The following is a 21,022-nucleotide window of genomic DNA, read 5'->3' on the forward strand; positions in this document are numbered from 1 at the left end:
CCCCGGAAGGTCCCCCTCCGATGGTCCCCACCCAGGACGTCGTGCTCCTCCACGCCCAGGCGCAGTCCCTGCTGCCGTTCGATCTCCTGCCCGCCGGCGTCGTCGGCGTGGTCCTCGTCTCCTTCGCCGTCGCGCTCGTGACGGTCTCGGTGCGCCGCCGCGACGCCGACTGAGCCCCGCGCCCGGTCCGCGCCGCCCGTCGGCGCGGACGGGCCGCGGAGGCGGAGGTCCTAGGCTGTCCGGCCGTGACGGACGCGCCGATCGGGGTCTTCGACTCGGGTGTGGGCGGTCTGACCGTCGCCCGGGCGATCATCGACCAGCTGCCGAACGAGTCGGTGCTGTACGTCGGCGACACGGCGCACTCGCCGTACGGGCCGAAGCCCCTCGCCGAGGTGCGCGAGTACGCGCTCGCGGTCATGGACGACCTCGTCGCGCAGGGCGTCAAGCTGCTCGTGATCGCCTGCAACACCGCCTCCGCGGCGATGTTCCGCGACGCCCGCGAGCGCTTCACGCACGGGGCCGGCATCCCGGTCGTCGAGGTCGTGCTGCCCGCGGTGCGCACAGCGGCCCGCCGCACCCGCACCAAGCGCATCGGCGTCATCGGCACCGAGGGCACCGTGCGGTCGAACGCCTACGTCGACGCGTTCGTCGCCGATCCCGAGGTGACCGTCGTGCAGGCGGCGTGCCCGCGCTTCGTCGACTTCGTCGAGGCCGGCGTCACGACAGGACCCGAGCTGTTCGCGGTCGCGGAGGAGTACCTCGCGCCGCTGAAAGCCGCCGACGTCGACACCGTGCTGCTCGGCTGCACCCACTACCCCCTGCTGTCCGGCGCGATCCGCTGGGTGATGGGGCCCGACGTCGCGCTCGTGTCCTGCGCCGACGAGACCGCGGCCGACGTGTACCGGCAGCTCGTCGAGCACGACCTGCTGCGCACCGCGGACGCGGCCCCGACCTACCGCTTCGAGGCGACGGGGGAGAGCGAGGCCGCGTTCCTGCGGCTCGCCCGCCGCTTCCTCGGCCCCGAGGTCGCGGCCGTCGACCTCGTGCAGACCGGCGCGATCCCGCTGCCGACCAGCCTTCCGACGACAGGAGACCGCACATGACCGAGCGACGCGACGGACGGACCGCGGAGGACCTGCGGCCGGTGACCATCGAGCGCGGCTGGAGCACCCAGGCGGAGGGCAGCGCCCTCATCTCCTTCGGCAACACGCGCGTGCTCTGCACCGCCTCCTTCACCAACGGCGTGCCGCGCTGGCTGCAGGGCAAGGGCCGCGGCTGGGTCACCGCCGAGTACGCCATGCTGCCGCGCTCCACCAACGACCGCATGGACCGCGAGAGCGTCAAGGGCAAGGTCGGCGGGCGCACCCACGAGATCTCCCGCCTCATCGGCCGCTCGCTGCGCGCGGTCGTCGACACGAAGGCGCTCGGCGAGAACACGCTGGTGCTCGACTGCGACGTGCTGCAGGCCGACGGCGGCACCCGCACCGCCGCGATCACCGGCGCCTACGTCGCGATGCACGACGCGATCGAGTGGGGGAGGGAGAAGCGCTTCATCGGCCAGAAGGCCGTGCCGCTGCTCGACTCCGTCGCCGCCGTGTCCGTCGGCATCATCGACGGCGAGCCCATGCTGGACCTGGCCTACACCGAGGACGTGCGGGCGGAGACGGACATGAACGTCGTCGCGACCGGCCGCGGGCTGTTCGTCGAGGTGCAGGGCACTGCCGAGGGCGCGCCGTTCGACCGCCGCGAGCTCGACCGCCTCCTCGACCTCGCGCTCGCCGGCACGGAGCGGCTCACCGCCCTGCAGCGCTCCGCCCTGGGGCTGGAGGCGTGACCCGCCGGCCGCCGAGGATCGTGCTCGGCACCGGCAACGCGCACAAGGTCGTCGAGCTCTCCGCGATCCTCGGCCCGCTGCTGCCGGGCGTCGAGCTCCTGCGGTCCGAGGGGCCGTCGCCCGTCGAGGACGGCGACACCTTCGAGGCGAACGCCCTGATCAAGGCACGCGCGGCGCACGCGAGCAGCGGGCTGCCGGCGATCGCAGACGACTCCGGGGTCGTCGTCGACGCCCTCGGCGGCGAACCGGGCGTCTTCTCCGCGCGCTACGCCGGCACGGGCAGCGACGCGGACAACCGCGACCTGGTGCTCGAGCGCCTCGGCGACGCCGCGGACCGGTCCGCCCGCTTCGTCTGCGCCGCCGTGTACGTCGACGACGAGATCGAGGTGGTGCGCACCGCGGCGTGGGAGGGCGTGATCCTCGACGCCGCTCGCGGAGCCGGCGGCTTCGGCTACGACCCGGTCTTCGCGCCGCTCGACGCCGACGGTCGCAGCGCCGCGGAGCTGTCGGCCGACGAGAAGAACGCGACCAGCCACCGCGGGCTGGCGTTCCGCGCCCTGGTGGCGGCGCTGCCCGAGGGCTGACGCCTCAGTCGGTGGAGACCGACGACCGGTCCGACGCGGCGTCCCGCTTGGCCGCGCGGTGGTTCTTCCACACGTGGTAGATCGTCGGGATCAGCGTGAGCACGACGGCGCCGAGCAGGATGAACTCGATGTTGTGCTGCACGAACTCCGACACCGGCGGGATGAAGCCGATCAGGTAGCCGAGGAACGTGACGCCGAAGCCCCACGCGAGCGCGCCGATCGCGTTGTACAGGCTGTAGCGCCGGTAGTCCATGCGGCCGACACCGGCGGCGATGGGCGCGAGGGTGCGCACGATCGGCACGAAGCGGGCGAGGATCACCGCGAGGGCGCCGTACTTGTCGAAGAAGCGGTAGGTGCGGGTCACCTGCTCCTTGCTGAAGAAGCCGGAGTCCCGCCGCTCGAAGATCCGGGGACCGGTCTTTTTGCCGATGTAGTAGCCGAGCTCACCGCCGAGGAACGCGGCGACCGCGATGGCCGGGGCGGCGATCCAGATGCTGATGCCGAGGCCCTGCTCGGCGCTGATGCCCGTGATCAGCAGCAGCGTGTCGCCCGGGAACACGAACCCGACGAGCAGGCCGGTCTCCGCGAAGATCACGGCGCAGACGATCACCAGTCCGAGTGGACCGGCCGAGGCGAGGCTCTCGGGGTCCAGGAACGGGAACAGGCCGTTCACCGTCGGCATCCCGACCTCCTTCGATCACCGGAACCAGCGGGTGCGGAAGGAGGGACTCGAACCCTCACGCCGAAGCACAGGAACCTAAATCCTGCGTGTCTGCCAGTTCCACCACTCCCGCCGGAAGCGCCGCTCAGTGTACCCACGGGGTGCGACGCGCAGGCGACCTCCTCGGCTCGGCGGCACGAGGGGCGGAAGCGCTCGGGCCCTGTGGACAACCGCCGACGCCCGGTCCGCGGCCTCGCCACACTGGCGCGCATGACCGATCCGGTGCGGGTGATCGCGGACTCGGTGCGCACGCGCGCCCGCCGGGGCACGCTCGGCGGGCCGCCCGAGCAGGCGGTGCGGGAGGAGCTGCGCAGCTACGCCGAGCACGCCTTCGCCGCGGACGTGCCGCTGATCGGCGACGAGCGGCGCGCGGAGCGGGAGGTCGTCGCGGACCTCGTCGGCTTCGGGCCGCTGCAGCCGCTGCTCGACGACCCGACCGTCGAGGAGGTGTGGATCAACGGCCCGACCAGGGTGTTCGTCGCCAGGAGCGGGGTGAGCGAGCTCACGGCCATCGTACTCGGCGAGCAGGAGGTGAAGGACCTCGTCGAGCGGATGCTCGTCTCGAGCGGCAGGCGGGTGGACCTCGCCTCGCCGTTCGTGGACGCCTCCCTGCCGGACGGGTCCCGCCTCCACGTCGTCGTCCCGGAAGTGACCCGCCGCCACTGGGCGGTGAACATCCGCAAGTTCTCCGACCGGGTCACGACGCTCGACGCGCTCGTCGGGCTCGGGTCGCTGCCGAGCGCGGCGGCCGACTTCCTGGGCGCGGCCATGCTCGCGGGACTGAACGTGCTCGTGTCCGGTGCGACGCAGGCCGGGAAGACGACGATGCTGAACGCCCTGCTGGCGGCCGGTCGTCCCACGGACCGCGTCGTCACCGTGGAGGAGACGTTCGAGCTGCAGAGCCCCGGCCGGGACGCGGTGGCGATGCAGTGCCGGCAGCCGAGCCTCGAGGGCACCGGCGAGGTGACGCTGCGACGGCTCATCAAGGAGGCGCTGCGCATGCGGCCCGACCGCCTGGTGGTCGGCGAGGTGCGGGAGGCGGAGGCGCTCGACCTGCTGATCGCGCTGAACAGCGGCGTGCCCGGCGCCTGCAGCATCCACGCGAACTCCGCGCGGGACGCGCTCGTGAAGCTCTGCACGCTGCCGCTGCTCGCCGGCCGGAACATCGATGCGGGCTTCGTGGTGCCGACGGTCGCCTCCGCGGTCGACCTCGTCGTGCACTGCGAGCTGCAGCGCAGCGGGCGCCGGCGGGTGAAGGAGGTCCTCGCGCCGACCGGTGCGCTCAGCGCGCCTGCTGCGGAGGGCGGCGTGATCGAGGCGACCCGGCTGTTCGCGCTCGACGGCGACGTCCTGCGGGCGACCGGTGGCCTGCCGCCGAAGCAGGAGAAGCTCCTCGCCGCGGGCCTGGACCCGGCTGCGCTGGTGCGGGGCGCCGCGTGATCCCGCTGCTCGGGGCCGCGGGCGGCGCCGGCATCGTCCTGCTCGCCTCGCCCTGGCTCTGGCCGCGGCGGCCGCGGGCCCGCGCCGGCTCGCGGGGCTGGGCGGCGGCCGTCGAGGACCGCCTCGGTCGCGCCGGCCTGCCGCGCACCGCGCCGGGCGTGTTCGTGACGACGTCGCTCGTGCTGGGCGCGGCGGCGGGGGCGGTGGTGCTGGCGGTCACCGGCCTGTCCGCGGTCGCCGCCCTTGCGCTCGCGGTCGGCGCGCTGACGCCGTGGACCGTCGCGGGCTGGCGGGCCCGCGCCCGGCTGCGCGCCGCTCGGGGCCTGTGGCCGGAGGTCGTGGACCACCTGGTCGCGGCCATCCGCGCCGGCATGCCCCTGCCGGACGCGCTCGCCGCCCTGGCCGCGACCGGCCCGCCGCCGCTGCGGCCGGGCTTCCGCCGCTTCGAAGACAGGTGGCGGCGCACCGGCACGGTCGGTCCGGCCCTCGACGACCTGAAGCAGCACTTCGCGGACCCGACGGCCGACCGGCTGATCGAGGTGCTGCGGATGGCGCGCGAGGTCGGCGGCACCGAGCTGCCGTCGGTGCTGCGCGACCTCGCCGCGCACCTGCGGCAGGACCTCGCGCTGCGGGCGGAGGTGGAGGCGCGGCAGAGCTGGGTGACGAACGCGGGCAAGCTCGGGCTCGCCGCGCCCTGGATCGTGCTCGGCCTGCTGACGACGCGACCGGAGGCGGCCCGCGCCTACGCGACGCCGCAGGGGACGCTCCTGCTGCTCGTCGCCGCCGCGGTGACGCTCATCGCCTACCGCGTCATGCTCGCGATCGGCCGGCTGCCCGAGGACCGGCGGTGGTTCCGGTGAGCCCCGAGCTCTGGGCCGCGCTCGCGCTCGGCCTCACCGCGGGCGTCGGGCTCTGGAGCGTCACGACGCGCCTCCCGGCCGTCGGCAGGCCGCGGCTCGCCACCCGGCTCGCGCCGTACCTGCTCGACGTGTCGGCGGAGGCGCGGCGGCTGCAGCGGCCCGCCGTCGTGGACCCGGTGCCGGTGCTCGGCCTGCTGGTCGCGCCCGGGCTCGACCTGTTCCAGCGCGCATTCGGCGGCCTGCTCGGCGGCTCCGGCGGCGCCGCGGTCCGGCTCGCCCGGGCCGGACGCGCCTGGTCCGTCGAGGGGTACCGGCTGCGGCAGCTGCTGTGGGCCGTCGGCGGCGGCGTCCTCGCTGCAGGGCTCGGCGCCCTGGCCGCCGCCAACGGCAGCCCGGCCGCGCTCGCGGCGGCGCCCGTCGTCGGCGTCGTGCTCGGCCCGCTCGTGCGCGACCGCCTCCTGTCGGTCGAGGGCGACCGGCGTGCAGCGCGCATCGAGAGCGAGCTGCCGACGGTGCTCGAGTTCCTGGCGCTGAGCCTCAGCGCGGGGGAGGGGGTGCGCGACGCCCTCCGCCGCGTGGCGCGGGTCGGCTCCGGCACCCTCGCGGACCTGGTCCAGCGCGTCGTCGACGAGTCGGCGGTCGGCGTGCCCCTGCCGACCGCGCTGACGGTGCTCGGGGACGAGCTGCGCATCCCGGCGCTGACGCGGGCGCTGACGCACGTGGTGGGCGCGCTGGAGCGGGGCTCGCCGCTCGCGGAGGTGCTGCGCGTGCAGGCGGCCGACGCGCGGGAGCACGCCCGGCGGCAGCTGCTCGAGGCGGCGGGACGCAAGGAGATCGCGATGATGGTGCCGCTCGTCTTCCTGATCCTCCCGGTCACCGTCGCCTTCGCCGTGTTCCCGGGGCTCCTGGTGCTGCAGACTCAGCTCTGACGCGGGGGACCGGCGACCTGCCGCGAGCCGTCCAGTGCGCACCCGCGGGGCAGGAGCGGATCCGTCGGCCGTGCGGACGAGTCCGACGCCGGCAGGAGGGGCGTCGGCGGCGCAGCCGGGCGTCATCGGACGCCCGGGACGTCCGAAGACGCCCGCGGAGAGGCGCGCAGCCGGCACCCCCGGCGCCTGGGCGCGCTCCGGGTGCGGACCGGGAGTCCGCTCGCCCGCACCCGGGACGGAGGAGGCGCGCCTACGTTCGAAGGATGCCTCTCACCGCGACCGCACTCGTCCCGCTGCTCAGCGCCGCCGGGGTGCAGTCCCAGACGTTCATGCCCTTCGTGCTGATCCTCGCGCCGATCGCGCTGATCCTGCTGCTCCTCTTCGTCGTCGGGCGTCAGCGCCGCCACCGCAAGCCCGGCGACCACGACTGATCCGCACCCCGCTCAGTCGAGCGGCTTGGCCATCGTCGTCGCGGCCACCTCGTAGCCCAGGGAGTCGTACAGCCCGCGCGCCCGCGGGTTGTGGCCGAACACGTTGAGCCCGAGCGCCGACCAGCCGGCCTCCCGCGCGACCTGCTCGGCCGCGAGCATGGCGGCCCGCCCCAGTCCCTCACCGCGCCGGGCCTCTTCGCTCCGCACCTCGTAGACCCACCCGGCGCCGCGGCGCTGCGGGTGCCGTCCGAGCCAGAGCACCCCGACCGGCTCGCCGGCGCCGTCGAGCACCCGCAGCAGGTGCACGCCGTCGCTCGCCGGCCCGTCGGGCAGCAGGTCCTTCGTCTGCTGCTCCGCGCGCAGGTGCGCCTCCTCGAGGGTGGAGCCCGAGGCCTGCGCGAGATCGCCGGCATAGGCCGCGATCTCGTCGACGATCCAGTCGTCGTACTCCTCCGGCGTCATCGGCCGGACTGCAGCGGCATCCGTCATGCCGCCGACCCTAGGGCGGCCGCGGGGCCTGTGGACAACTCGCGACGCCGCAGCCGCGACCGGTCCACACTGACGCGACGCCGCTACCCCGGAGGCCCGCATGACGCTGCACGCTCCCCGCTCCGCCGCTCCGCTGACGGAGGACGACGCCGAACGCGGCGACGTGCCCGGCTGGGTCCTCGTCACGATGATGACGGCGGGGCTCGTCGTCCTGCTCTGGGGCGTCGCCGGGCCCGCGCTCACGGGCCTGTTCAATCAGGCGATCTCGAGCGTCTCCGGCCTGTGAGGCCGTCGGCGGAGCACGGCAGCGCGCCCGCCGAGTTCGTGCTCACCGCCGTGGTGCTGCTCGCGCTCGTGCTCGGCGTGCTGCAGGTCGGCGCCGTGCTCCTCGTCCGCAACACCGCGCTGGCCGCGGTCGCAGAGGGGGCGCGCTGGTCGGCGATCGTCGGGAACTCCGACGCGGACGGCGTCGCCCGGGCGCGGCAGGTGCTCACCGACAGCCTCGGCCCCGCGTACGCCGCAGACGTGCGCGCAGGCCGGACGATGTGGCAGCGGCAGCCCGCCACTGTCGTCACGGCGAGCATCCCGCTGCCGGTCATCGGCCTGTTCGGGCCGCCCGCCGCGATCGAGGTGTCCGGCCATGCCGCGCTCGAACCCGAGCCCTGACGCCGAGCGGGGCAGCGCCGCCGTCGAGGTGCTCGTGCTCGGCGTGCTGCTGCTCGTGCCGCTCGTCTACCTGGTCCTCACCGTCGCGGCGCTGCAGGGCGCCGCCTTCGCCGCAGAGGGCGCCGCGCGGCAGGCGGCCCGCAGCATCGCGATCGCCGCGACGGACGGGGAGGGGCGGCGCGCGGCCGACGCCGCGGCGGAGGTGGCGCTCGCCGACTGGCACGTGGCGCCCGGAGCGACCCGCAGCGAGGTGCGCTGCGCGCCCGACCCCGGCGACTGCGAGACGCCGCGGGGCAGCGTCGACGTGCGGGTCCGGGTGGCGACCGCGCTGCCGCTGCTGCCGCCCGCGCTCGACGTGGACGCTCCCGCTGCGGTGCCGATCGAGGCCCATGCGGTGCAGCGCGTGTCGATGTTCGCAGCGGTGCGATGACGCGGGGGAGCGGGGAGGAGGGCGCGGCCGTCCCCCTGATCGTCGGCCTGTTCGCGATCGCCGCGGGCTTCGTCGTGGTCGCCGCGGGGGCCACGAGCCTCCACCTCGAGCGGCTGCGGCTGCTCACCGTCGCGGACGGGGCGGCGCTCGCCGGCGCCGAGTCGTTCCGCGTCGCGGACGCGTCGGTGCGGGGCGACGAGGTGGTTCCCCGGCTGTCGTCGGACCGGGTGCGCGCGGTCGTCGACGCCTTCGTGAGCGAAGCGGCCGCGGAACAGCTGGAGGGGCTGACCGTGACCGAGGCGGGCACCGCGGACGGGCGCCGCGCGACGGTGGTGCTCCGGGCGACGTGGCGGCCGCCGCTGGTGAGCCCGCTGCTGCCGGACGGCCTGCCGGTGACCGTGACGTCCACGGCGGCAGCCCGCTTCCGCTGACGCGCCTTCGTTTCGGAGGACCGAACGTCCTGCGGAACGCAGGGGGTCAGGTGCGGGGGCGGGGCGTGCGGGGGATGAAGCGGGGGACCCAGCGGGCGAGCAGGCCCGCGCCGAGCAGGCCGACGACACCGATCGCGGCCGACGCGAAGGAGAGGGAGACCGCGGCGGTCAGCGCCGACAGGGCGAGCGGCGCGGCCGCGTTGCCCGCGTCGCCGGTGAAGCGGTAGGCGCCGAGGAACGGGGCGGGGTCGTGCCGCGGCGCGAGGTCGGCGCCGAAGGTCATCAGGATGCCGCTGCCGACGCCGTTCGCGAGCGACATGCCGATCGCGACCGCCACGAACCAGAGGATGCGGCCCGACGACCCGTCGGCCACCGCGTTCCAGACGACGAGCGCCAGCGCGAGGTGCCCGAGCCCGAGCCCGATCATCGACGGCAGCGCGCTCCACAGCCGCCCGAACCGGTCCATGATCTGCCCGCTCGTGAAGAACAGGGCGAGGTCGACCGCCCCCGCGACGCCGACCACCAGTGCGATGCTGCTCTCCTGCATCCCGAGGCTCACGCCCGCCAGCGGCAGGATCACCATCCGGCTCGACCGCAGCCCGCCGATCAGCGCGGCCGCGAACCCCATGCGCGCGAGCACCTGCCGATGCCGTGCGATCGTGCGGAAGAGGCCCTCCCGGTGCACGGCGACCGACTCGCCCTCGGTGGTCTGCGCGGCGGGCGCGGTGCGCATCGCCGAGCGCCGCTCCGCGAGCACGGCGGACGGGTCGGGCAGCACGAGCAGCACGATCGCGACCAGCACGCAGGCGATCGCGTGCACGACGAAGACGGCGCGGGTGCTGCCGGTCAGCCCGATGACGAGCGCCGCGAGGAACGGGCCGACGAAGTACCCGGCGCGGAACATGCCGCCGAGCAGCGAGAGCGCCCGGGCGCGGTGGGAGGCGGGCACGAACGTGGTCATGAACGCCTGCCGCGCCAGGGCGAAGGAGGCGGTCGCGATGCCGATGAGCAGCACGCCGATCCCGAGCACCGCGGGCGCGGTCGCGAGGATGCAGAGCAGCAGGCCGGCGAGCGCCGCGACGGCGGACCCGATCATCGCCGTGCGCTCGCCGACCTTCGCGACGATCCAGCCGCTCGGGATGTCGCCGATCAGCGTGCCGACCATGATCAGCGCCGAGATGAAGCCCGCCAGTGCGAGCGAGCCGCCGAGGCGGGCGGCGTCGACGGGGATCACCGGGATCACAGCGCCCTCACCGATGGAGAAGAGCAGGCCGGGGAGGTAGACCGGCAGGGCGACCGAGCCCAGGCGGAAGCTCGGTGCGGTCGTCATAGGACGTCCACGGTACGCCCGCGGCCGGGCCGCCTCCTGCGGGGAGGCCCGGCCGCACGGGCTCGCCGACTACCATTGGCGGGCCATGCAACTCGACCTCGCCCCGCGCATCGCGGCGCTCCGCTCCACCCTCGGTGACGTCGTCGCGGTCGTCGGCGTCGACTCCCTCCGCGCCAAGATCGTCGACCTGGAGGCCCGCGCGTCGGCGCCCGACCTGTGGGACGACCCGGACGCCGCGCAGAAGGTGACCAGCGAGCTGAGCCACGCCCAGTCGCAGCTCGCCCGCATCACCGCGGTCGAGTCGCGCCTCGACGACCTCGAGGTGCTGATCGAGCTCGTGAACATGGAGGACGACGAGGCGCAGGCCGCCGAGTCCGCCGCCGAGGTCGAGTCGGAGCTGAAGGGCCTGCAGAAGACCGTCGACGAGCTCGAGGTCCAGACCCTGCTGAACGGGGAGTACGACCCGCGCCCCGCGGTCGTCACGATCCGCGCGGGCGCCGGCGGCGTCGACGCGTCCGACTTCGCCGAGATGCTGCTGCGCATGTACCTGCGCTGGGCCGAGCAGCACAAGTACCCGGCGACCGTCATGGACGCCTCCTACGCGGAGGAGGCGGGCATCAAGTCCGCGACGTTCGAGATCGACGCCCCCTACGCGTTCGGCAACCTCTCCGTCGAGGCCGGCACGCACCGCCTCGTGCGGATGAGCCCCTTCAACTCCGCGGGCAAGCGCCAGACGAGCTTCGCCGCGGTCGAGGTCATCCCGCTGCTCGAGGAGAGCGGCGAGATCGAGGTGCCCGAGAACGACATCCGCGTCGACGTCTTCCGCTCGTCGGGACCCGGCGGCCAGAGCGTCAACACCACCGACTCCGCGGTCCGCATCACGCACCTCCCGACCGGGATCGTCGTGTCGATGCAGAACGAGAAGAGCCAGATCCAGAACCGCGCCGCCGCCATGCGGGTGCTCCAGTCCCGGCTGCTGATCCAGCGCCGGGAGGAGGAGGCGGCGAAGAAGAAGGAGCTCGCGGGCAACATCACCGCGAGCTGGGGCGACCAGATCCGCTCCTACGTGCTCGCGCCGTACCAGATGGTCAAGGACCTGCGCACGGAGTACGAGGTCAACAACCCGTCGAGCGTCTTCGACGGCGACCTCGACGGCTTCCTCTCGGCCGGCATCCGCTGGCGGAAGAAGGACCCGACCGACTGAGCGGCGCCCCGCCGGGAAGGCGGGCGGAACATGAACGACAGTGATGGAGTTCGCCTGTCGGACCCGCCGCGAGCGGGATCGGCACCTATCGTGGCTGCGACATGATCCGCTTCGACTCCGTGACCAAGCGCTATCGGGGGGCTCCCCGGCCTGCGCTCGACGACGTGACGCTCGAGATCGGCGCCGGGGAGTTCATCTTCCTCGTGGGCGCCTCCGGCAGCGGCAAATCCAGCCTCCTCCGCCTGATGCTGCGGGAGGAGAAGCCGACGAGCGGCGAGATCCACGTGCTGGGCCAGCGCCTCACGTCGATCTCCACGCGCAAGGTGCCGTACTTCCGCCGCAGCCTCGGCGTCGTCTTCCAGGACTTCCGCCTGCTGCCGAACAAGACGGTCTACGACAACGTCGCCTTCACCCTGCAGGTGATCGGGAAGTCCCGCGGCTTCATCCAGACCACCGTGCCCGACGTGCTCGAGACGGTCGGCCTCGCGGAGAAGTCGTCGAACTTCCCGAACGAGCTGTCCGGCGGTGAGCAGCAGCGCGTCGCCATCGCCCGCGCCGTGGTCAACAAGCCGTCGATCGTGCTCGCGGACGAGCCCACCGGCAACCTCGACCCCCGCACCAGCGAGGGGATCATGCAGGTGCTGGACCGCATCAACCAGCAGGGCACCACGGTCGTGATGGCCACCCACGACGTCACCATCGTCGACCGCGCGCAGAAGCGCGTCGTCGAGCTGGTGCAGGGCAAGATCATCCGCGACGAGCACGAGGCGACGTACGTCACGAGCTCCATCAAGCTGCCGAAGCCGCCGGTCGCCGAGCCGCCCGTGCAGCGGGACGGCCCGGTGCCGCTCTGGGCGCGCCGCGGCCAGCCCGCGTCCGGCACGGGTGCGACGCCGGTCGTGCGCCCTGCGACGGGCGCGCAGCCCGTCGTGCGCCCCGCGACGGGCGCACAGCCGGTCGTCCGGCCCGAGACCGGCGCCGTGCCCGTCGCGCCGGCCGCCGCCGCTGCGCCCACGACCAGCTCGACGCCGATCTGGGTGCGGGCCGAGACGGGCCCCGTCCTGCTGCCCGGCGAGCACGCGCCCTGGCGCGCGGCGCCCGTCGCGCCGCCCGCGGAGGAGGAGCACCCCGACGGGCGCTCCCTGTTCTTCGCCGCCCCCGTGCCGGCGCCCCGCACCGACACCGGCGCGGTCCCGACGGCGCAGACCGATCCCGGTCTCGGCGCCATGCCCGACCTCGACGACTCGGGCGACGGCGATCTGCGCGGTGTCGCCCGGCACCGCGACCAGCTGCCCGACCACCTCGACTTCATCACGGGGCTCGGCCTGCGGGCGCGGAAGGGCGACGACGACGAGGTGGGTCCGTCCTCATGAGACTCGGTCTGGTCCTGGGCGAGGCCGCGAGCGGCCTCCGGCGCAACTTCTCGATGGTCGTCTCCATCGTGCTCGTCACCTTCGTGTCCCTGACCTTCGTCGGCACCGCGGCGCTCATGCAGCTGCAGATCGGCCAGATGAAGAACTTCTGGTACGACAAGGCGCAGGTCGCCGTGTACCTCTGCAACGGCGCCGTGCCGAGCACCAACTGCCAGGACGGCGGCGCGACGAAGGCGCAGATCGAGGCCGTGCGCACGGCGCTCGAGACGGCGCCCGTGAAGAGCTTCGTCAACAACTTCTACTTCGAGAACCACCAGAAGGCGTACGACAACTTCCAGAAGCAGTTCAAGGGCAACCCGGTCGCCGACTACGTGACGCCGGACCTGCTGAACGAGGCCTTCTGGGTGAACCTGAAGAACCCGAACCAGTCCGCCGTCATCGGCGAGGCGATCAGCGGCATGCCGGGCGTCGACGCGGTCACCGACCAGCGGCGCCTGCTCGACCAGATCTTCGCGGTGCTGAACACCGCCTCCATCACCGCCGCCGGCATCGCCGCGCTGATGCTCGTCGCGGCGGCGCTGCTGATCTCGACCACCATCCGCCTCTCCGCCTTCTCGCGCCGGCGGGAGCTCGGCATCATGCGACTGGTGGGCGCCTCGAACCGCTTCATCCAGACGCCCTTCATCCTCGAGGGCGTGCTCGCGTCCCTGATCGGCTCGGTGCTGGCCGCCGCGACGACGGTGGGCATCGTGCAGTTCTTCGTGCAGGGCTACCTGGCGCAGGCGCAGCGCGACATCGCGTTCGTGACCGTGCCGGACGCGCTGATCGTGGTGCCGATCCTGATCGGGGCGGGCGTCGTGCTGGCCGCGGTGTCGGCGAACATCGCGATCTCCCGGTACCTCCGGGTCTAGCGCTCGGTAGACTGATCGGCCGCCCGGATCCGGGCGAGCAGTCGATCGGAGGTGTCTCATGCCCAGAGAGCAGGGGCGCAAGGTCGTGGCCACGAACCGCAAGGCCCGGCACGACTACACGATCGAGGACACCTACGAGGCCGGCATCGTGCTGACCGGCACCGAGGTGAAGTCGCTGCGGCAGGGCCGCGCCTCCCTGGTCGACGGCTACGCCTACATCGACAACGGGCAGGCGTACCTCGACGCGGTGCACATCCCCGAGTACAACCAGGGGACCTGGACCAACCACCCGCCGCGGCGCACCCGCAAGCTGCTGCTGCACAAGCAGCAGATCCTCAAGCTGCACTCGGAGGTGCGCGAGGGCGGGTACACGCTCGTGCCGCTCTCCCTGTACTTCTCGGACGGCAAGGCGAAGGTCGAGCTCGCGCTGGCGAAGGGCAAGCGCGAGTACGACAAGCGGCACGCGCTGCGCGAGCGGCAGGACACCCGCGAGGCGCAGCGCGCCATGCGCACGCGCAACAACCTCGGCGAGTGAGGATCGCGCCGGACGACCCGCTCGCTGCGGACGTCCGCGCCCTGCTCGAGGAGCACCTGGCCGACATGCGGCGCATCTCGCCGCCCGAGAGCGTGCACGCGCTCGACCCCGAGCTGCTCGCGGCCCCGGCGGTGCGGTTCCTCGCGGCCCGCGACGACGACGGGACGCTGCTCGGCTGCGGGGCGCTCACGTCGCTCGGCGGCGGTGACGCGGAGCTGAAGTCGATGCGCACCGCGCCCGCCGCCCGCGGCCGGGGCGTCGCCGCCGCGGTGCTCGTGGAGCTCATCCGGCACGCGCGCGAGCGGGGCGACCGGCGCGTGCTGCTCGAGACCGGCACCGAGCCGTTCTTCGAGGCGGCCGCCCGGCTGTACCTCCGGCACGGCTTCACGCCCTGCGAGCCGTTCGGCGACTACGCGCTCGACCCGCACAGCCGGTACTTCGCCCTCGCGCTCTGAGCCGCGGCGGGAACAACCTGTCGGCGGGGGTCGTTACACTCGACGAGCCCAGGAGCGATCCCGGGCGCACAACTCCACAGCGCGACAGTGGCTCGGTTTCCGCCAGGGGATGATCGGTTTCGACATTGCCTGTTCAACGACGGGAAGCGGGTCGAGGATGCGTGCTTATCTCGTTAACGATGCACGCAAACAATAGGTGCCAGTAAGTCTCGCACCGCGTTCGCTCTCGCTGCTTAAGCCAGAGTGACGCCGTCGGCCCGGGTGTCGTCCTCGACCCGGTAGCCGGCGTCAGCTAGAGGACTTGCTACGGACGTTCCGCCTCGGGGCGCCGTGGGACTTCAACCGGGGCTGGGCCCGTCGATCGCAATCCGTCTGCGGTAAGGATCGGGGCCGAGCAGAACGACACACGCAGACTGCGCCCGGAGAAGACGTGGTTCCTCAGCAGTGGACGGGGGTTCGATTCCCCCCATCTCCACTCCTCCCCGACAGGGGAGCAGGAGCCCGGGCCGCTGTCGCGCTGGTGGAGGAGGATCGGGCCGTGGTCCGCCTGATCGTGCTCTCCGGCCCTCCCGGCATCGGGAAGTCGACGGTCGCGGACGCCGTCGCGGCTCTGCACCCGGCCGTGCGCCTCTCCATCGACGACGTCGAGGAGGCGATGCGCGCCTGCGGGCTCGCCGCCCGGCAGACGGGGGTCGCCGCGTACGAGGTCGTCCGCGCTGCGGCCGAGCAGAACCTGGCGCAGGGGCTCGACGTCGTCGTGGACGCGGTGAACGACTCGGAGCCCGCGCGCGGGACCTGGCGTCGTGCTGCCGCGGCGACCGGCGCCGCGCTGCTCCAGATCGTGCTCGTCATCGACGACGCAGCGACGCACCGCACGCGCCTCGAGGGGCGGACCCGGCCCTTCGTGCACCTCGCCGAACCGGCGTGGGACGCGGTCGTGGTCGCCCGCCCGGACCGCTGGGGCCCGGGCGTCCTCCGCCTGGACGCCGCACATCCCGTGGAGGAGCTGGCGCGGTCGGTGCTGGCTGCGGTGCCGTCCAGCCCGCCTTCACATCCCGCGGCGTAGCGTCACGGCCGTGACCGCCGCGACAGGGCAGCGGGCGGCGGGTCTCGACGAACGCGCCAAGGGGCGAGCGTTCGCGGTGAGCATCGCCGTCGCGGTGCTGACGATCCTCGACCTCTCCAAGGTGAACGTCGGGCTGCCGTCGATCCAGAAGGCCCTGCACACCGGGCCGACGGAGCTGCAGATCATCGTCGCCGGCTACGCGCTCGCGTTCGGCCTCGCGCTCGTGCCCGGCGGCCGCCTCGGCGACGTGCTGTCGCGGAAGACGATGTTCCTGATCGGCCTCGCCGTGTTCACGCTGTTCAGCCTGCTCTGCGCGCTCGCGCCGACGGCCGGCATCCTGCTGGCGGCCCGCTTCCTGCAGGGCGTCGGCGCGGGCCTGCAGATGCCGCAGGTGCTCGGCCTGGCGCAGGAGCTGTACCAGGGGGAGCGCCGGGCGCGGGCCCTCGGCGTCTACGGCGCGAGCGTCGGGCTCGGCACGGCGCTCGGTCCCACGATCGGCGGCGCCCTGATCCTGCTCGGCGGCCCGGTCGACGGCTGGCGGTTCATCTTCTGGATGAACGTGCCGCTCGGTCTGGTCCTGCTCGTGCTCGCCGCCCGGGTGCTCCCCGGGAAGCACGCGACGTCGGAGGGGAAGTCGCTCGACCCCATCGGCGTCGGGCTGCTCGGCCTCACCGTCGTCGCCTTCATGCTGCCGTTCGTGCTCACGACCGGGCAGGGGCACGACGCCCCGGCGCGCTGGTTCTCGCTCGTCGCCGCTGCCGGGCTGCTCGCCGGCTTCCTGGCGTGGGAGCGGCGATACGCCGCGCGCGGCCGCACGCCCGCCGTCGACGTGGGGCTGTTCGGGCGCGCGTCCTACCGCAACGGGCTCATCGTCGCGACGTTCTGGTTCGCCGCGGGTCCGGCGACCTTCCTCCTGAACACCCTGCTGCTGCAGGAGGGGCTCGGGCTCGAGCCGGTCTTCGCCGGCATGGTGACGATCCCGTTCGCCCTCGCCTCCGCGGCCTCCTCCTACGCCGCGGGGCGCCTCGTGAACCGGTACGGCCGCGCGCTCGTCGTGGTCGGCCTGGTCGTGGCAGCGGTCGGCTTCGGGCTGTCGCTGACCGCCGCCGTGCTCGCGCCGCCGGCGCTCGTGCCGTGGCTGATGGCCGCCGGGCTGCTCGTCGCGGGAGCGGGCGGCGGCTCCGTCGTCTCGCCGAACCAGACGCTCACGCTGTCGGAGGTGCCGGTCGCCGAGGGCGGCGTCGCGGGCTCCGTGGCGCAGGTCGGGCAGCGCGTCGGCACCGCGATCGGCGTCGCGGGCGCCTCCGCGGTGTTCTTCACCGTGCTGAACGCGGACGCCGCGGGATCGAAGCTCGGCGACTACCACCTCGCGACGCTGGGCGGCGGCGGGCTCGCGATCCTGATCCTGCTCGTCGCGCTGGGCTTCGCGCTCGCCGACCTCGGCCGCCGCCGCAAGCAGGGCACCTCCTGACCTTTGCTTTGCTCACGCTTCGTGCCGCTCGACGCGTCGTCGGGCGGCACGAAGCGTGAGCGAAGTGAGCTAGGGGTGGAGGACCACCTTGATGCAGCCGTCCTCCTTGTCGCGGAAGATCCGGTACATGTCCGGGGCCTCGTCGAGGCCGACCTCGTGCGTCGTGAGGTCCATCGTGCCGAGCGGATCGGCCGGGTCCTCGACGAGGGGCAGCAGGTCGTCGCGCCAGCGCTGCACGTTGCACTGACCCATGCGGATCGTGACCTGCTTGTCGAACAGGGTCATCAGCGGCGTCGGGTCGGCCGTGCCGACGTAGACGCCGGAGAGGGAGACGGTGCCGCCGCGGCGCACCGCGTCGAAGGCGGTGTGCAGGGCGACGAGCTTGTCCACGCCGACGGTCGTCATCGCCTTCTGCGCGAGCGCGTCCGGCAGCAGGCCGACCGCCTTCTGCGCGAGGCCGACGGCGCCCTGGCCGTGGGACTCCATGCCGACCGCGTCGACGATGCCGTCCGGCCCGCGGCCGTCGGTCGCGTCCTTCAGGCGCGCGACCACGTCGCCGTCGATGTCGAACGCCTCCACGCCCCACTTCTCGGCGAGCGCACGGCGCTCGGGCACCGGGTCGGTGGCGACGACGCGGTAGCCGAGGTGCTTGCCGATGCGGGCCGCGAACTGGCCGACGGGGCCGAGGCCCAGCACGCCGAGCGTGCCGCCCTCCGGCACCTGGGCGTACTGCACGCCCTGCCACGCGGTGGGCAGGATGTCGGACAGGAACAGGTAGCGCAGGTCCGGCAGGTCCGTGCCGATCACGGTCGCGTTGAAGTCGGCGAGCGGCACCCGCATGCGCTCCGCCTGGCCGCCCGGCACCTCGCCGTACAGCTCGGTGTAGCCGTAGAGCGCGGCGCCCGTGCCGTGCTCGTGCTGCTGCGTCGTCTCGCACTGGGTGTGCAGGCCGCGGCGGCACATGAAGCACTCGCCGCACGCGATCACGAACGGGATCACGACGCGGTCGCCCACCTTGACGCGGGTGACGCCGGCGCCGACCTCCTCGACGACGCCCATCGTCTCGTGGCCGAGCACGTCCCCCTTGTTCAGGAACGGGCCGAACAGGTCGTACAGGTGGATGTCGGAGCCGCAGATGGCCGCCGAGGTCACGCGGATCACCGCGTCGGTCGGTCGTTCGATCCGCGGGTCCGGCACCTCCTCGACCGAGACCTTCTCCATGCCCTGCCAAGTCAATGCGCGCATGCCGCCATCCCATCGGTCCGGGCTGGGCGCTTCCCGCGTCGCTCAGGAAGGGAGGGCGCCCGTCGTCTCGAGCGCGAGCAGGCGCACCTTCGTCTCCGGCCCGCCCAGGTAGGCGCCGACCGACCCGTCGGAGCGCGTGACCCGGTGGCAGGGGATCACGAGCGGCAGCGGGTTCGTGGCGCACGCGGTGCCGACGGCGCGCACGGCCTTCGGGGACGACGTCCGTGCGGCCAGCGCCGCGTAGCTCACCCGCTCGCCGTAGGGCACCTGCCGGAGGCGGTCCAGCACCTCCAGTCGGAAGCCGCGGGCGAGCCGGGTGTCGAGCGGCAGCCCGAACGGGTCGTGGGCGCCGGCGAAGTAGGCGTCGAACCAGCGCGCGGCGTCGTCGAGCCGCTTCGGCGTCCGCAGGATCCGCGGCCCGATGCGGTCCGCGAGCGACTGCAGCACCGCCTCCTCGCCCTCCCGCTCGAACGCGACCCGGGCGACGCCCGCCTCCGTCGCGGCGACGAGCAGGCGGCCGACGGGGGAGTCGACGGTCCGGTAGTGGACGTCGGGCGCCGCGTCGCCGACGGCGCGGGCCTCGAGGCGCTCGTGGAGGCGGTCGAGCAGCGCGGGCGGGGTCGGCGGGAGGTCGGGGATCGGGGCTGCGGTGGTCATGCGTCCTCCAGGACGAGCAGGGTGCGGAGCCGGCGGACGCCGTCGGAGGCGGCCTTGCGCGCGGCGGCAGGGGTGGTGCCGGTGACCGCCGCGACCTCGTCGTAGGGCAGCCCGGCGAGGTGGTGGTGCACGACGGCGGCGCGCTGGCCGTCGGGGAGGCGGGCGAGCGCGGCCCAGAGGTCCAGGTCGCGGCCCGCGGGCGGCACGGGGGAGTCGGGCACGCCCTCCTCCGGGATCACGGTGCGCGCCGAGGCCCGCAGCACGTCGAGCGCCTTGCGGTGCGCGATGGTGACGAGCCAGCCGCGGACCCGGTCGCCCTCGAAGCGGTCCCAGGCGCCGAGCGCGGCGACGAACGTCTCGCTCCAGGCGTCCTCCGCGTCGTGCTGCGGCAGCAGGCCGCGGCACACGCGCCAGACGGTCTCGCCGTGCGCGGTGACGACGTGCTCGAAGGGCTCCCTCACATCACGTCAACGCGCGGGCGGGGCGAGATGTGAGGCCAGCACCTCAAGCACCTCGTCGTGCAGCGGCCCGTTCGTGGCGAGCGCGGTGCCGTGCCACGGGCCCGGCCGCCCGTCGAGCGCGGAGAAGCGGCCGCCCGCCTCCGCCACGATCGGTGCCAGCGCGGCGATGTCGTAGACCTTGAGGTCGTGCTCGCCGGCGACGTCGAGCTGGCCCTCGGCCACGAGGACGTAGGACCAGAAGTCGCCGAGGGCGCGGGACCGCCACGACCGCCGGGTGAGGGCGAGCAGCGGCTCGAGCCAGCCCGCCGCGTCCCACCCCTGGATCGCGTTGTAGCTGACGAAGGCGTCGTCGAGGCTGCGGACCCCGGAGGTGGCCAGGCGCTCCGGCTCGCCGTCCGGCAGCGCCGCGGCCCAGGCGCCGTGGTCGATCGCGGCCCACCAGCGGCGGCCGAGCGCGGGCGCGGAGGCGACGCCGACCACCGGCTCGCCGTCCACCGCGAGCGCGATCAGGGTCGCCCAGATCGGCAGGCCGCGCAGGAAGTTCGTCGTGCCGTCGATCGGGTCGACGATCCACTGGCGGCCGGGGGCGCGTTCGCCCCCGTACTCCTCGCCGAGGATCGCGTCGTCCGGGCGCTGATCCGCGAGCACCTCCCGGATCGCGCGCTCGACCGCGGTGTCCCCGTCGGTGACCGGCGTGCGGTCGGGCTTCGTGTCGATGCGCAGGTCGGCGGCGCGGAAGCGGGCGATGCTCTGCGCGTCGGCGGCGTCCGCGAGGCGCAGGGCGAGGGCGAGGTCGTCGGCGAGGTCCGGCACGGCTCCACCGTAGGGCTGCGGCGCCCCCTCCGGCCGACGCTCGGCGCGGCAGGATCGGGGCGTGACCTCGACGAGCGACCTGCTGCGCACCCCCGGCCTGACCGAGTTCCTCGACCCGCCCGTGCCGGAGGGGGAGTCGCCGTACGTCCCGGGCGCCGGCCCGGGGCGCGAGATCCGGATCGTCGAGCCCGACCCGGCCTGGCCCGGGCAGGCGTCGGCGGTCGTCGAGCGCATCCGCACGGTGCTCGGACCGGTCGCCGTCGGCGTCGAGCACGTCGGGTCCACCTCCGTGCCGGGCCTGCCGGCGAAGCCGATCCTCGACATCGACCTGCGGGTGCCGGACCCGGACGACGAGGCGTCGTACGTGCCGCCGCTCGAGGCCGCGGGGTTCGAGCTCGCCGTCCGCGAGCCCTGGTGGTACGGGCACCGCCTCCTGCGCGGCACGGACCCGGCCGTGAACCTGCACGTCTACGGCCCCGACAGCCCGGAGTCGGCCCGGCAGCGCCTGTTCCGCGACTGGCTGCGCACCCACCCGGACGATCGCGACCGCTACGCCGTGGCGAAGCGCGACGCGGCCGCGGCGGCGCTCGCCGCGGGCGAGCACGTGCAGCAGTACAACGCGCGCAAGCAGGCGGTGCTCCGCGACGTCTACGCCCGCCTGTTCGCCGACGCGGGCCTCGCCTGAC

Annotated in this window: 27 protein-coding genes, 1 tRNA gene and 1 other RNA gene; 21 read left to right on the forward strand and 8 right to left on the reverse strand. The window is 74.0% G+C overall.

The window, feature by feature from the left end:
* Positions 1-20: 20 nt before the first annotated feature.
* From ABEA53_RS02120 to rdgB, 4 genes are all read left to right on the forward strand, one after another.
* Positions 21-173, forward strand: coding sequence for a hypothetical protein (locus ABEA53_RS02120; protein ID WP_345479274.1), 153 nt, complete (start codon positions 21-23; stop codon positions 171-173).
* Positions 174-245: 72 nt separating this feature from the next.
* Entirely contained in the window at positions 246-1,103 is an 858-nt protein-coding gene (gene murI, locus ABEA53_RS02125) for a glutamate racemase (RefSeq protein WP_345479275.1), read from the forward strand.
* The gene (gene rph / locus ABEA53_RS02130; protein ID WP_345479276.1) at positions 1,100-1,834 is read left to right on the forward strand and encodes a ribonuclease PH; all 735 of its coding nucleotides are present in this window, start codon (positions 1,100-1,102) and stop codon (positions 1,832-1,834) included. The genes murI and rph overlap by 4 nt, the downstream gene beginning before the upstream one ends.
* Positions 1,831-2,418 carry an RdgB/HAM1 family non-canonical purine NTP pyrophosphatase gene (gene rdgB / locus ABEA53_RS02135; protein WP_345479277.1) on the forward strand — a complete coding sequence of 196 codons (588 nt, stop codon included), beginning with the start codon at positions 1,831-1,833 and terminating at the stop codon, positions 2,416-2,418. Before rph ends, rdgB begins: the two co-directional genes overlap by 4 nt.
* A gap of 4 nt (positions 2,419-2,422) precedes the next feature.
* Here the strand turns inward: rdgB and ABEA53_RS02140 are convergent, their stop codons facing one another.
* Both ABEA53_RS02140 and ABEA53_RS02145 read right to left on the reverse strand, forming a co-directional pair.
* Positions 2,423-3,100: a DedA family protein gene (locus tag ABEA53_RS02140; protein ID WP_345479278.1), complete on the reverse strand. Its 678-nt coding sequence runs from the start codon at positions 3,098-3,100 to the stop codon at positions 2,423-2,425.
* 32 nt (positions 3,101-3,132) lie between these two features.
* Positions 3,133-3,212: transfer RNA gene (locus tag ABEA53_RS02145), tRNA-Leu, on the reverse strand.
* Between the two features lie 137 nt (positions 3,213-3,349).
* Between ABEA53_RS02145 and ABEA53_RS02150 the strand changes: the two genes are divergently transcribed.
* The 4 genes from ABEA53_RS02150 (at position 3,350) to ABEA53_RS02165 (ending at position 6,799) form a co-directional block, all read left to right on the forward strand.
* Positions 3,350-4,579, forward strand: coding sequence for a TadA family conjugal transfer-associated ATPase (locus tag ABEA53_RS02150; RefSeq protein WP_345479279.1), 1,230 nt, complete (start codon positions 3,350-3,352; stop codon positions 4,577-4,579).
* A complete protein-coding gene (locus tag ABEA53_RS02155) occupies positions 4,576-5,439 on the forward strand; it encodes a type II secretion system F family protein (RefSeq protein WP_345479280.1) in 864 nt (287 codons plus the stop codon). Before ABEA53_RS02150 ends, ABEA53_RS02155 begins: the two co-directional genes overlap by 4 nt.
* On the forward strand, positions 5,427-6,368 hold the full coding sequence (locus ABEA53_RS02160; RefSeq protein WP_345479281.1) for a type II secretion system F family protein: 942 nt from the start codon (positions 5,427-5,429) through the stop codon (positions 6,366-6,368). The genes ABEA53_RS02155 and ABEA53_RS02160 overlap by 13 nt, the downstream gene beginning before the upstream one ends.
* A 263-nt stretch (positions 6,369-6,631) precedes the next feature.
* Complete coding sequence (locus tag ABEA53_RS02165; RefSeq protein ID WP_345479282.1) at positions 6,632-6,799, forward strand: hypothetical protein; 168 nt, start codon at positions 6,632-6,634, stop codon at positions 6,797-6,799.
* Between the two features lie 12 nt (positions 6,800-6,811).
* Here ABEA53_RS02165 and ABEA53_RS02170 read toward each other — a convergent pair whose 3' ends face one another.
* On the reverse strand, positions 6,812-7,288 hold the full coding sequence (locus ABEA53_RS02170; RefSeq protein ID WP_345479283.1) for a GNAT family N-acetyltransferase: 477 nt from the start codon (positions 7,286-7,288) through the stop codon (positions 6,812-6,814).
* Between the two features lie 100 nt (positions 7,289-7,388).
* On the opposite strand from ABEA53_RS02170, the gene ABEA53_RS02175 reads away from it, so the two are divergent.
* Genes ABEA53_RS02175 through ABEA53_RS02190 form a run of 4 tightly spaced genes read left to right on the forward strand, consistent with a single transcriptional unit; the run spans position 7,389 to position 8,815 of the window.
* A complete protein-coding gene (locus ABEA53_RS02175) occupies positions 7,389-7,574 on the forward strand; it encodes a hypothetical protein (RefSeq protein ID WP_345479284.1) in 186 nt (61 codons plus the stop codon).
* A complete protein-coding gene (locus ABEA53_RS02180; protein ID WP_345479285.1) occupies positions 7,571-7,954 on the forward strand; it encodes a TadE/TadG family type IV pilus assembly protein in 384 nt (127 codons plus the stop codon). Before ABEA53_RS02175 ends, ABEA53_RS02180 begins: the two co-directional genes overlap by 4 nt.
* Positions 7,929-8,384 (forward strand): hypothetical protein, encoded by a 456-nt coding sequence (locus ABEA53_RS02185; RefSeq protein ID WP_345479286.1) that lies wholly within the window; start codon positions 7,929-7,931, stop codon positions 8,382-8,384. Before ABEA53_RS02180 ends, ABEA53_RS02185 begins: the two co-directional genes overlap by 26 nt.
* Positions 8,381-8,815, forward strand: a complete 435-nt coding sequence (locus ABEA53_RS02190; RefSeq protein ID WP_345479287.1) for a hypothetical protein — start codon at positions 8,381-8,383, stop codon at positions 8,813-8,815. The genes ABEA53_RS02185 and ABEA53_RS02190 overlap by 4 nt, the downstream gene beginning before the upstream one ends.
* Before the next feature lie 46 nt (positions 8,816-8,861).
* Here the strand turns inward: ABEA53_RS02190 and ABEA53_RS02195 are convergent, their stop codons facing one another.
* Positions 8,862-10,145, reverse strand: a complete 1,284-nt coding sequence (locus ABEA53_RS02195) for an MFS transporter (RefSeq protein WP_345479288.1) — start codon at positions 10,143-10,145, stop codon at positions 8,862-8,864.
* Positions 10,146-10,230: 85 nt separating this feature from the next.
* On the opposite strand from ABEA53_RS02195, the gene prfB reads away from it, so the two are divergent.
* The 8 genes from prfB (at position 10,231) to ABEA53_RS02235 (ending at position 17,160) form a co-directional block, all read left to right on the forward strand.
* Positions 10,231-11,349 carry a peptide chain release factor 2 gene (prfB, locus tag ABEA53_RS02200; protein WP_345479289.1) on the forward strand — a complete coding sequence of 373 codons (1,119 nt, stop codon included), beginning with the start codon at positions 10,231-10,233 and terminating at the stop codon, positions 11,347-11,349.
* Positions 11,350-11,450: 101 nt separating this feature from the next.
* Positions 11,451-12,722, forward strand: a complete 1,272-nt coding sequence (gene ftsE, locus ABEA53_RS02205) for a cell division ATP-binding protein FtsE (RefSeq protein ID WP_345479290.1) — start codon at positions 11,451-11,453, stop codon at positions 12,720-12,722.
* Complete coding sequence (ftsX, locus tag ABEA53_RS02210; RefSeq protein ID WP_345479291.1) at positions 12,719-13,633, forward strand: permease-like cell division protein FtsX; 915 nt, start codon at positions 12,719-12,721, stop codon at positions 13,631-13,633. Before ftsE ends, ftsX begins: the two co-directional genes overlap by 4 nt.
* 58 nt (positions 13,634-13,691) lie before the next feature.
* A complete protein-coding gene (gene smpB / locus ABEA53_RS02215) occupies positions 13,692-14,168 on the forward strand; it encodes an SsrA-binding protein SmpB (RefSeq protein WP_345479292.1) in 477 nt (158 codons plus the stop codon).
* Positions 14,165-14,623 (forward strand): GNAT family N-acetyltransferase, encoded by a 459-nt coding sequence (locus ABEA53_RS02220; protein ID WP_345479293.1) that lies wholly within the window; start codon positions 14,165-14,167, stop codon positions 14,621-14,623. The genes smpB and ABEA53_RS02220 overlap by 4 nt, the downstream gene beginning before the upstream one ends.
* A gap of 105 nt (positions 14,624-14,728) precedes the next feature.
* Positions 14,729-15,101: a transfer-messenger RNA gene (gene ssrA, locus ABEA53_RS02225) on the forward strand.
* A gap of 60 nt (positions 15,102-15,161) precedes the next feature.
* On the forward strand, positions 15,162-15,689 hold the full coding sequence (locus ABEA53_RS02230; protein ID WP_345479294.1) for a P-loop nucleotide/nucleoside kinase family protein: 528 nt from the start codon (positions 15,162-15,164) through the stop codon (positions 15,687-15,689).
* Positions 15,690-15,699: 10 nt separating this feature from the next.
* The gene (locus tag ABEA53_RS02235) at positions 15,700-17,160 is read left to right on the forward strand and encodes an MFS transporter (RefSeq protein WP_345479295.1); all 1,461 of its coding nucleotides are present in this window, start codon (positions 15,700-15,702) and stop codon (positions 17,158-17,160) included.
* A gap of 69 nt (positions 17,161-17,229) precedes the next feature.
* On the opposite strand, the gene ABEA53_RS02240 is transcribed toward ABEA53_RS02235, so the two are convergent.
* Genes ABEA53_RS02240 through ABEA53_RS02255 form a run of 4 tightly spaced genes read right to left on the reverse strand, consistent with a single transcriptional unit; the run spans position 17,230 to position 20,336 of the window.
* Entirely contained in the window at positions 17,230-18,405 is a 1,176-nt protein-coding gene (locus tag ABEA53_RS02240; RefSeq protein WP_345479296.1) for an alcohol dehydrogenase catalytic domain-containing protein, read from the reverse strand.
* Positions 18,406-18,447: 42 nt separating this feature from the next.
* Positions 18,448-19,062: a methylated-DNA--[protein]-cysteine S-methyltransferase gene (locus tag ABEA53_RS02245; RefSeq protein ID WP_345479297.1), complete on the reverse strand. Its 615-nt coding sequence runs from the start codon at positions 19,060-19,062 to the stop codon at positions 18,448-18,450.
* On the reverse strand, positions 19,059-19,523 hold the full coding sequence (locus ABEA53_RS02250) for an RNA polymerase sigma factor (protein ID WP_345479299.1): 465 nt from the start codon (positions 19,521-19,523) through the stop codon (positions 19,059-19,061). The genes ABEA53_RS02245 and ABEA53_RS02250 overlap by 4 nt, the downstream gene beginning before the upstream one ends.
* Before the next feature lie 6 nt (positions 19,524-19,529).
* Positions 19,530-20,336 (reverse strand): inositol monophosphatase family protein, encoded by an 807-nt coding sequence (locus tag ABEA53_RS02255; protein WP_345479300.1) that lies wholly within the window; start codon positions 20,334-20,336, stop codon positions 19,530-19,532.
* 61 nt (positions 20,337-20,397) lie between these two features.
* Between ABEA53_RS02255 and ABEA53_RS02260 the strand changes: the two genes are divergently transcribed.
* Positions 20,398-21,021, forward strand: a complete 624-nt coding sequence (locus tag ABEA53_RS02260; protein ID WP_345479301.1) for a GrpB family protein — start codon at positions 20,398-20,400, stop codon at positions 21,019-21,021.
* The last annotated feature ends 1 nt before the right edge of the window (position 21,022 follow it).

The organism is Amnibacterium soli (genome assembly GCF_039544415.1).
In the GTDB taxonomy this organism is placed as follows: Bacteria; Actinomycetota; Actinomycetes; order Actinomycetales; family Microbacteriaceae; genus Amnibacterium; species Amnibacterium soli.

Excerpts from the sequence above, each read along its gene's own strand:
- ABEA53_RS02120 (WP_345479274.1), top strand. The coding sequence starts at position 21 with ATGGTCCCCACCCAGGACGTCGTGCTCCTCCACGCCCAGGCGCAGTCC.
- rph (WP_345479276.1), top strand. The coding sequence starts at position 1,100 with ATGACCGAGCGACGCGACGGACGGACCGCGGAGGACCTGCGGCCGGTG.
- ABEA53_RS02140 (WP_345479278.1), bottom strand. The coding sequence starts at position 3,100 with ATGCCGACGGTGAACGGCCTGTTCCCGTTCCTGGACCCCGAGAGCCTC.
- ABEA53_RS02150 (WP_345479279.1), top strand. The coding sequence starts at position 3,350 with ATGACCGATCCGGTGCGGGTGATCGCGGACTCGGTGCGCACGCGCGCC.
- ABEA53_RS02165 (WP_345479282.1), top strand. The coding sequence starts at position 6,632 with ATGCCTCTCACCGCGACCGCACTCGTCCCGCTGCTCAGCGCCGCCGGG.
- ABEA53_RS02170 (WP_345479283.1), bottom strand. The coding sequence starts at position 7,288 with ATGACGGATGCCGCTGCAGTCCGGCCGATGACGCCGGAGGAGTACGAC.
- ABEA53_RS02175 (WP_345479284.1), top strand. The coding sequence starts at position 7,389 with ATGACGCTGCACGCTCCCCGCTCCGCCGCTCCGCTGACGGAGGACGAC.
- ABEA53_RS02185 (WP_345479286.1), top strand. The coding sequence starts at position 7,929 with ATGCCGCGCTCGAACCCGAGCCCTGACGCCGAGCGGGGCAGCGCCGCC.
- ABEA53_RS02190 (WP_345479287.1), top strand. The coding sequence starts at position 8,381 with ATGACGCGGGGGAGCGGGGAGGAGGGCGCGGCCGTCCCCCTGATCGTC.
- ABEA53_RS02195 (WP_345479288.1), bottom strand. The coding sequence starts at position 10,145 with ATGACGACCGCACCGAGCTTCCGCCTGGGCTCGGTCGCCCTGCCGGTC.
- prfB (WP_345479289.1), top strand. The coding sequence starts at position 10,231 with ATGCAACTCGACCTCGCCCCGCGCATCGCGGCGCTCCGCTCCACCCTC.
- ftsE (WP_345479290.1), top strand. The coding sequence starts at position 11,451 with ATGATCCGCTTCGACTCCGTGACCAAGCGCTATCGGGGGGCTCCCCGG.
- ftsX (WP_345479291.1), top strand. The coding sequence starts at position 12,719 with ATGAGACTCGGTCTGGTCCTGGGCGAGGCCGCGAGCGGCCTCCGGCGC.
- smpB (WP_345479292.1), top strand. The coding sequence starts at position 13,692 with ATGCCCAGAGAGCAGGGGCGCAAGGTCGTGGCCACGAACCGCAAGGCC.
- ABEA53_RS02240 (WP_345479296.1), bottom strand. The coding sequence starts at position 18,405 with ATGCGCGCATTGACTTGGCAGGGCATGGAGAAGGTCTCGGTCGAGGAG.
- ABEA53_RS02245 (WP_345479297.1), bottom strand. The coding sequence starts at position 19,062 with ATGACCACCGCAGCCCCGATCCCCGACCTCCCGCCGACCCCGCCCGCG.